The 5,077-nt window shown below is 62.4% G+C and carries 8 protein-coding genes and 1 pseudogene; 5 read left to right on the plus strand and 4 right to left on the minus strand.

Annotated elements, in window-relative coordinates; translation table 11 throughout:
• The coding region (locus H535_RS29265; RefSeq protein WP_026821167.1) for a transposase at positions 1–297 on the minus strand (297 nt) is incomplete at its 3' end.
• Positions 298–600: 303 nt separating this feature from the next.
• Positions 601–1,344, minus strand: a complete 744-nt coding sequence (locus tag H535_RS0121520; RefSeq protein ID WP_026821168.1) for a GntR family transcriptional regulator — start codon at positions 1,342–1,344, stop codon at positions 601–603.
• A gap of 121 nt (positions 1,345–1,465) precedes the next feature.
• On the opposite strand from H535_RS0121520, the gene H535_RS30145 reads away from it, so the two are divergent.
• Positions 1,466–2,005, plus strand: a complete 540-nt coding sequence (locus tag H535_RS30145; protein ID WP_026821169.1) for an MmcQ/YjbR family DNA-binding protein — start codon at positions 1,466–1,468, stop codon at positions 2,003–2,005.
• Between the two features lie 77 nt (positions 2,006–2,082).
• On the opposite strand, the gene H535_RS0121530 is transcribed toward H535_RS30145, so the two are convergent.
• Positions 2,083–2,565, minus strand: coding sequence for a heme-binding beta-barrel domain-containing protein (locus H535_RS0121530; RefSeq protein ID WP_026821170.1), 483 nt, complete (start codon positions 2,563–2,565; stop codon positions 2,083–2,085).
• A 27-nt stretch (positions 2,566–2,592) separates the two neighbouring features.
• Between H535_RS0121530 and H535_RS27230 the strand changes: the two genes are divergently transcribed.
• The gene (locus tag H535_RS27230) at positions 2,593–3,198 is read left to right on the plus strand and encodes a thymidine kinase (RefSeq protein ID WP_035770537.1); all 606 of its coding nucleotides are present in this window, start codon (positions 2,593–2,595) and stop codon (positions 3,196–3,198) included.
• A gap of 15 nt (positions 3,199–3,213) precedes the next feature.
• The gene (locus tag H535_RS0121540; RefSeq protein ID WP_026821171.1) at positions 3,214–3,582 is read left to right on the plus strand and encodes an iron chaperone; all 369 of its coding nucleotides are present in this window, start codon (positions 3,214–3,216) and stop codon (positions 3,580–3,582) included.
• 27 nt (positions 3,583–3,609) lie between these two features.
• On the opposite strand, the gene H535_RS0121545 is transcribed toward H535_RS0121540, so the two are convergent.
• On the minus strand, positions 3,610–4,194 hold the full coding sequence (locus H535_RS0121545; protein WP_026821172.1) for an HhH-GPD-type base excision DNA repair protein: 585 nt from the start codon (positions 4,192–4,194) through the stop codon (positions 3,610–3,612).
• A 279-nt stretch (positions 4,195–4,473) separates the two neighbouring features.
• Between H535_RS0121545 and H535_RS29720 the strand changes: the two genes are divergently transcribed.
• A complete protein-coding gene (locus H535_RS29720; RefSeq protein ID WP_051299647.1) occupies positions 4,474–4,713 on the plus strand; it encodes a uracil-DNA glycosylase family protein in 240 nt (79 codons plus the stop codon).
• A gap of 180 nt (positions 4,714–4,893) precedes the next feature.
• Positions 4,894–5,077 (plus strand): annotated as a pseudogene (locus tag H535_RS29725) (ISL3 family transposase); the annotation flags it as partial.

Below are 5,077 nucleotides of genomic sequence, written 5' to 3' on the forward strand. Positions count from 1 at the left end.
GACCGAGACCGCCCAGTCAATCAAACCGAGCTGGTCAGCATCTCCCAGCAGCGAACCCAGCACGCGGTCCCACGTGCCATCACCGCTGTAGCGTCGATGACGCTTCCACACCGTCTGCCACGGTCCGAACTCCGCTGGCAGATCCCGCCAGGCAATACCGCACCGAAACCGGTAAATAATGCCCTCCACCACCTTCCGGTCATCACCAAACGGACGACCCGGCCGCCCATCAGAAGAAGGCAACAACGGCTGAATCAACGACCACTGATCATCACTGAGAACACTACGAGAAGCCATACTCCCAGCCTGCCCGCCAAAGCCACATCAGTTTAGGAGACACGCCCTAGTTCCACGGTCCTCGGTGCGGGCGGTACTAATAAGCAGAGCAGCGCACCGGGGGACTCGACGTCCGCCTGACGAGTCGTAGTCCGCTGTCTCGCGAGTGTGACCTTCCTTACCTGAGGCTCAGTTTGCATATTATCATAATAAAGTTCGATAACGAGTGCCCTCCCGGCGTTCGTGACCCGGTGGGTCTCGGCGGCAGATTGGCGGTGCCTGGGTCAGTCAGGCCTGGCTTACAGGGCGAGCTGAGAGGCGGGCTTACCGACTCGTGACGAAGTGATACTTGAACTCTTCGGCCCGATGCATGGCGGAACGCCATCCCGCGGGCAGGCCACCGGTGGTGAAAAAGATCGTCTCGATGGCGAGCAGTGGGCTGCCAACAGGCACCCCCAGGGCCGCCGCGTGGTCGGCGGTCGCCGCCGTCGCCCACGCCTCGTGCTCAGCCCGGTCGAGCGTGATGCCAAAGTCCCTGGCCAGCAGGTCGAAGGCAGAGCCGGTCTCTTCCAGCTCAGCCGCCGTCGGCGTGAAGTCCTCAGGCGCCCTCATGTAGATGGTGTTGTCGGCGAACGGCTCACCCTGGGCCGAGAATAAACGAGTGAAGTGCAGGAGGTGCTCGTGCGCTTCGATTCCCAGGCGATGCCCGACCCGCGCAGGCGGCTCCACCCGTTCGATTCCGGACACCTTCGACGTTGGCTGCAGCCCCCGGTCAGCCAGGTATTGATGCAGGCCACCCGACCTGACATCGGCCGGGCGGTCCACCCGCGCACCGGTGACCGGAAAGGTTCCCTTGCCTTGTTGCCGGTATACGTATCCCTCGGTGGTCAGCTCCTGGAGTGCCTGACGAATGGGCGCCCGGCTCACATCGAAGCGCTCGAGTAACTGCGCCTCGGTCATCGGCCTGGTCGGATCCGAGATTCCCCCGGAGATTTCAGTGCGCAGAATGTCCTTGATCTGCCGGTACAGCGGAATTCCGGACGAGAGGTCGAGCTCGCCAGATGTCATGGGTCTTCGGTCCCTCCGCTTCGTTGGCCCCCCGGGTTTGTTCCGGAGACAGTTAATCACAAGTTGTCATAAGAATATGCATTATCGCGGCCTTTGCCCCTTGCCACTAAGCTCATCATCCATGACGACGATGGCTCAGTTGCGCAAGGCAGCCTTGGGATTACCTGAGGTCGAGGAGGGCACGCACTTCGGGAAGCCCGCCTTCACGGTGCGGGGCAAGGGCTTCGTGTCGGTGACCAAGGACAACCACGTGCAGTTGCCGTTGCCCGATGACGCCGTCGAGAAGGCCATGGCGGACCATCCGACGGGGGAACGCATGGAGCGGATGGGCAGGCCGATCGGATTCCGGATCCCGTTGGCCGACATCAACGGCAAGGAACTCACGCAATTGGTCCGGGCATCATGGAGCAGCCGGGCGCCGAAACGGCTCGCCGCGTCACTGGCCGACGTCGACGGCGGCGGCGTCCCAACTGTCAGTGACCTTCCGCCCGGCATTGGTAAACCGGCGACCCGCGCCCTGCTTACTGTCGGAATAACTACTCTGGACGAGGCAGCCGGATGGTCCAAAGCTGAACTGTTGTCCCTCCACGGCGTCGGGCCCAAGGCAGTTCGAATTTTAGGCGAGGCACTGGAAGGGCGCGGAGAGCCCTCCGCCGGATAATTTGGTGACCATGGCGCCCGCAACTGCGGTGGGCCGGGTTGGAGATTATCGACGCTTCCGGAGAGTGGGTCGCCGAGCTAAGCCGCGGGTTCCACGCGGCGCAAGGTCGAGGACAGATGATGCGTCATCGGCAGGCCGACAGCCGCCATGGCGAAGTCAACCGAGAGCTCATCATTGGCTAATGAATACTTCCGCTGTGTCTGGTCGACCTGCTTGGCCGTCGCCGAGTTCACGATTCGTGACCGTAGTTCCATTCCGAAGCCCGAAGCTGCTTCGATCAAGTGCCCTTCCGCCAATTCCGTTTGCCCAGTCGGTTGCGCGATAGTGAATTCGATGGTCTCCGCATCCGGGGCCCGCATGAAGCCGGTCTCCGTGTGCATTGGACTGCCCTCAGGCGACCACGTTCGCTGCAGGTACGTCAGGAACGGTTTGCCCACATCGGTGAAGGTGAGCTCCTCGGTGTACGTGAACGAGCTGATCGTCGGGTACTCACCCCGTCCGGGCCCGCGCCAGGTGCCGATGAGTGAGGCAATCGGTTTCAAATTCGGATGCAACGCCATGCCTCGATCATAGATTAGGGTTCGTCTATGGATCAGCAACGGCAAGCGCGGCTTCAGGTGATCAGCGGCCCGATGTTCGCCGGAAAGTCCGAAGAGCTGCTGCGGCGGGTCAGGCGCGCACATCTTGCCGGTCTTGCGGTGGAAGTGGTCAACCATGCGCTGGATGACCGCCACGGCTCTTCTCAGGTCGCCTCGCACGCCGGTCCGAGCATCCCCTCGCAGGCTGCAGCCGACGTCCGTACGGTGCGCGGTTTGGTTGAAGCCCGGGAGCTGGACCTGGTCGCTATTGATGAGGCACAGTTCTTCGGCGCCGAGCTCATCACAGCAGTCAACGATCTTGTGCTTCGGGGCACGACAATTGTGGTGGCCGGGCTTTCGGTGACATTCGACGGGTGCCCGTTCGAGCCACTGCCTTCTCTCATGGCGCTGGCCGACGACGTCACGAAGCTGACGGCTGTCTGTACGGTCTGCGGCGGGGACGCTGCATTCCACCAACGTGTCCGGGCCGACGACGTCGCGGACGCCCGGCTGCTGAGCAAGGCCCATATCGGCGGCATTGAGGAATATCAGGCCCGGTGCCGGCGCCACTTTGCTGTGCCGGATGCGCCGCCACGTGATGCTCGCGCCACGTGATGGCAGACTGGCTGCATGGACAAGAAGCCTGAGACCGTGGACGAGTATCTTGCATCCTTTGCCGGCCCGGCGCAGGCTCTTTTGCGGCAGCTGCGTGAGATCAGCCGGACCGGCGTTCCCCGTGCAACGGAAGAACTCAAGTGGGGGAACCCGGCTTATTCGTTGGACACGATTCTCTTCGTATTCAGCGGGCATAAGAACCATGCAAACTTCGTGTTCACCCCCAGCACCCGCGAAGCCTTCGCTGGAGAACTCGCCGACTTCAAGACCGGCAAAGGGTCGGTGCAGCTGCCATATTCGGCAAAAGTACCCTCGGAACTGCTGGGCAGGATGATCCAGCACCGGCTCAAGGAGTTCGAAACCGACGGCGTCAAGTGGATGTAACCCAGGCGTGGATGTAGCCCGCGGCGGTCAGCCGCTTGTGGCCGCTTTTGCCTTGGCTTTCTGCTCCTTCTTATAGGCGCGGACCTGGAGCAGGGTGTCCTCGTCGGTGACGTCGGCAATCGACATGTGTGCGTCGTCGTCGCCGTATGCGCCTGCCGCCTCACGCCACCCGGCGGCGTCGAGGCCGAACTGCTTGCCCAGCAGCGCGAGGAAGATCTTAGCCTTCTGCTCGCCGAAACCGGGCAGCGCCTTCAGCCTCTTGAGGATCTGCTTTCCATCCGGATCGCCGTCGGTCCAGAGCCGGCTGGCGACGCCGTCATAGTCGGACGCGATCGCTTCAGCCAGCTTGTGCACGCGCTTGGCCATTGAGGACGGAAAGCGGTGGACAGCGGGTTTCTCGGCGAAGACGGCAGTGAGTTCGTCGGCGTCCATGGCCGCGATGTGGCCGGGATCGACATCGCCGAGCCGCTCGTTTACCTTGGCGGGCCCGGAGAAGGCGACCTCCATGGGGATTTGCTGGTCGAGCAGCATTCCCATCAGCAGGGCAAAAGGGTTATCCGCAAGCAGCCGGTCGGCGTCTTCATCACCGGCAAGATGAAGTATATGGGGCATGAACCTAATCGTCTCAGACCTGCACTGTCTGGTCGATATGCGCAGGCAGCCGGTTTCAGGTTCCGACAGTGGCGCACTTTGCCCGTCCCGGGAACCGGTTCTATCCGGCTTTGTGCCGGGCAGGAATCACCGGCTTCCAGATCAATCCCTCCGACGGCTACAGCGAAGAGGAAGTTGCCGAGCTGGTCAATCGTGGTATCGGGATCAGCAATCTCTGTCCGCGGGCCACGGCACGCGCGGATGAGTTGACTGCCGAAGAACTGCGGACCGGTGCGTCACGTGTGCAAAGTCGACCGACGCCGTCCACCAGTTGTTGCCCTGCTGGGGGTCACCGCCTTCCGGTCCGCTTTCGGACAACCGCGGGCACAGATGGGATGGCAGGAGAGCCCCTGGCCCAATACCGCGCTATACGTTGCCCCGAATCCGAGTGGGCTCAACGCCCACTCCAGCCTGGATGACCTGGCGGGCCACTACCGCGCCATTGCCTTGGCGGCCGGCGTGGTCGTGGATGTGCACTGACGATCGCGAGTGTCCACTGCGGATTACGGGCCCTTCGCATTTGAGCGTGGTTAGGGTGTCCTCAGGAATTTGAGATGGCGGGATGTTCTGCGGCTGCTGCGGCGTGGCGCGCACGGAACGGGGTCAGGGTCTCTTTGAATTGGTAGCGACCAAACTTCCAACCTCAAAAGAGACCCTGACTTGTCTAATTCTACGTCCTGTCCCGGTGGGCGCTGGTGCGAACGCGCTGACACTCTGCTCGGTATCACTGGAGTGCACATCACCTCCGTCACCGGATCTGCCGAGAGCCTGCTCCTTCGCATTGAAACGGATCAGTCCCTGGCTGGTTGCCCGGCCTGCGGCGTCGTTGCCATCGGGCACGGAC

Origin of the sequence: Arthrobacter castelli DSM 16402 (assembly GCF_000430705.1) — a bacterium.
Lineage (GTDB): Bacteria > Actinomycetota > Actinomycetes > Actinomycetales > Micrococcaceae > Arthrobacter_C > Arthrobacter_C castelli.